The sequence below is a fragment of the uncultured Campylobacter sp. genome (assembly GCF_937996225.1).
GTDB lineage: Bacteria > Campylobacterota > Campylobacteria > Campylobacterales > Campylobacteraceae > Campylobacter_B.
The window spans coordinates 1-2,674 of record NZ_CALKTC010000027.1 but is presented as its reverse complement, the minus strand read 5'-3'; the positions used below and the strand labels follow the sequence as shown (position 1 = coordinate 2,674).

General features: G+C 36.3%; 4 protein-coding genes. All 4 read left to right on the top strand.

The window, feature by feature from the left end; translation table 11 throughout:
* Positions 1–1,825: hypothetical protein (locus Q0174_RS03560; protein WP_298041715.1), on the top strand; the 1,825-nt coding region annotated here is incomplete at its 5' end.
* Positions 1,822–2,118: a hypothetical protein gene (locus Q0174_RS03555; RefSeq protein ID WP_298041714.1), complete on the top strand. Its 297-nt coding sequence runs from the start codon at positions 1,822–1,824 to the stop codon at positions 2,116–2,118. The genes Q0174_RS03560 and Q0174_RS03555, both read left to right, overlap by 4 nt.
* A 23-nt stretch (positions 2,119–2,141) precedes the next feature.
* Positions 2,142–2,438 carry a hypothetical protein gene (locus tag Q0174_RS03550; RefSeq protein WP_297990433.1) on the top strand — a complete coding sequence of 99 codons (297 nt, stop codon included), beginning with the start codon at positions 2,142–2,144 and terminating at the stop codon, positions 2,436–2,438.
* Between the two features lie 16 nt (positions 2,439–2,454).
* Positions 2,455–2,649, top strand: coding sequence for a colicin E3/pyocin S6 family cytotoxin (locus tag Q0174_RS10970; RefSeq protein ID WP_366112499.1), 195 nt, complete (start codon positions 2,455–2,457; stop codon positions 2,647–2,649).
* The last annotated feature ends 25 nt before the right edge of the window (positions 2,650–2,674 follow it).

Sequence of the window (2,674 nt, the reverse complement as noted above, 5' to 3'; positions counted from 1 at the left end):
CGATAGTAAATCAAGCTCTATAGGGGCAGGTATAGGCATAAGCGGCAGTAAAACAACCTCCGATCCGGACAATCCCTATGACATAGGCAATAACATAGTAAGGCATAAGGATTCCAAGCTTTCAAGCATAAACGCCAACTACTCCAGATCCAAATCAAGCACTACGGTAAAACAGACCGTGCTATCTAGTATAACCGCTAAAGAGCTAAACATAGAGGTAGGATCTAATACCGATCTAAAAGGTTCACTAATAGCCGCAGGCTACTATGATGAGAATGGAAATTTCATAGATAACGGCAAGCTTAGATTAAAAACGAATACCCTAACATTCTCAAATTTAAGCAACACCAGATACGACAAATCAAATTCTTTAAGCATAGGGGCAAATTATGCTTTTAAAGATCCGCAACAAGAAGGAGGAAGCAAGCATAGCGACAGCCAAGCTAGTGATAGCAAGAATGCTGAAGCTAAAGATAGTGCTACCGACCCTAAGTCTAAAATTTCATCGATTAACTACTCTAATAATAGAAACCTATCCTACTCTATGAGTAAGAGCTTAGCTACTATAGGAAAAGGAGAGCTTATAGTAGGAGATAAAGATATAAGCTCTTTAAGTAAAGACGAGCTTGCTTCTTTACAATCTGATCCTAACAATAAAGCTCTATATAACTCAGACGATCTTAGAAGATTAAACAGAGACAGCTCCAAGCTAAATAAAGAGCTATACTCTACCAAGCTAAACTCTAACGTTGATGCAAGCGTGGATATGAGGTTGTTTAGCGAAGGGGGAAGGAATGAGATAAAGGATGAGCTTAATAGGGGTAGTGCGATATACGAAGCTATAAATTTAATAGCAACTACTGAGAATGCGAAAGCTTATAAAATATTTGACTATATCGGAGGCTTTACTAGCGGATACGATAAAGATAGCATATCGCTTGCGGCAAATCTTGACGTACTAAACGATCCTAGCGCCGATATATTTAAAAAGCAACGAGCCGCACAGGATATAGCAAATCAAATGGGGGTAAAGGTTAAATTTGCCAATCTAAATAGAGGAAGCGGAGGAAAATTTAACTCAGACGATCCGAATGCCGTATATATCAATACAAAGCACATTAGCAATGCAAAAGAATTTATGACATCTTTACGACACGAGCTCGTTCATCGCAGCGATAATAAACGAGGCTCTTTCATACCTAAAGATCCCGCGCAAAATCAATTCGCTACTAATTATGCCCTAGGCATGCTAAGTATGTCGGAAAAGGCTTTAAGATTAAACGGCAGAAGCCTTAACGACTATTCGCCCAAAGTAAATCCCAACGACAAAACCGTCATAGCCGATACCAAATACTTTTACTCGCTGGATCAGAGGAAGAGTGATGATTTGGATTTGGTGTATTTCAATAAAACACATGAGAAATTTAATTATAATGCTGCCGTGGAATATAAGGGTGATAAGAAAAGTCCGCATTGGGTAGGAGTCGCCGCTCACGGTTCCGAAGGAAATTTTATTGATCTCCGAGATGATAATAAATTCAAGGGTATAGGAGTTACCCCTGTTTCTCAGTTAGCGGCCGATATTAAGAAATTTGATCCACAAGTAGATAGCGTAAGTTTATATATGTGTTTTTCTGGAAAAGATGGAAAAAATACTATATCAGTAGCCCAAGACTTAGCTAATCAACTTGGGGTTCCCGTTTATGGATATCCAAATAAATTTTACTTTAATTGGCTATTTCCAAGTCTTAGCTCGCCAGCTTATTTTGGCTTTGGCGGGAATGGAGAAATGAAATTTTTGCCAGAAAATAAAGGACATAAATGAATAAGTTCAAAATTATTTTATGCTTTGTTGTTTGCTTGCTTATAGTATTGATTGCTTGCGGTTTTTATATAACAAACTTAGAAAATGATAAATTTGAGAGAGAAATTTTGCCAAGGATGTTTTTATTAAAAGCATATAGAGAAAAGGATATTAAATATATATCAGAGCTCGAAGATGCATATAGTTGGTATTTATGTAATTATGAAGATAATGATTGTATAATAGTTTCTGGCAAAGAATTACAAAAAATTATAGAGACACACAATGCTATATTATTTGCTTTTAAAAAATAATATAGTGCTATAAGGATCAGTAAATGAAAATAGTAAAATTTTTAGTATTTTTTGTATTTTATACTTTGATACTATTATATTTCACATTGCCAAGGTTGGGTGCACGTCCCGATTTAATATTTATAAATTTGAATGCACTTTCCAAAGATGATTTAAGCAAAGATGAATTTCACCGTGAACTTAATGGTAGTGATTGGTTTTTGCGGAAAGATGGAAATATAAGCGCAGTAGAACCGGAAGAGGTTAGAAGCATATTAAAAGACGAAAATTCTACGGTATTGTTCGGAATATACAGCGAGGCACATGCCTTTTATCATTAGTTAATAAACAACAAAGATAAAACCGAAGCTAACAATCGGCGGCGGATTAAGGAAGCGATGGAAAGACAAAAAGGGTAATATTTATGAGTGGGATTCTCGGCATGGGGCGCTAGAAAAATATGATAAGCAGGGGTCGCATTTGGGTCAATTTGACCATATAACTGGCAGACAAACTAAACCCGCAGATAAAACAAGAAGGATTCAAAAATGAAAAGCGTAAAAGGTATTTTCCGCTA

Bases quoted from the DNA above. Each gene is read 5' to 3' on its own strand.
- Q0174_RS03555 (WP_298041714.1), top strand. From the start codon at position 1,822: ATGAATAAGTTCAAAATTATTTTATGCTTTGTTGTTTGCTTGCTTATA.
- Q0174_RS03550 (WP_297990433.1), top strand. From the start codon at position 2,142: ATGAAAATAGTAAAATTTTTAGTATTTTTTGTATTTTATACTTTGATA.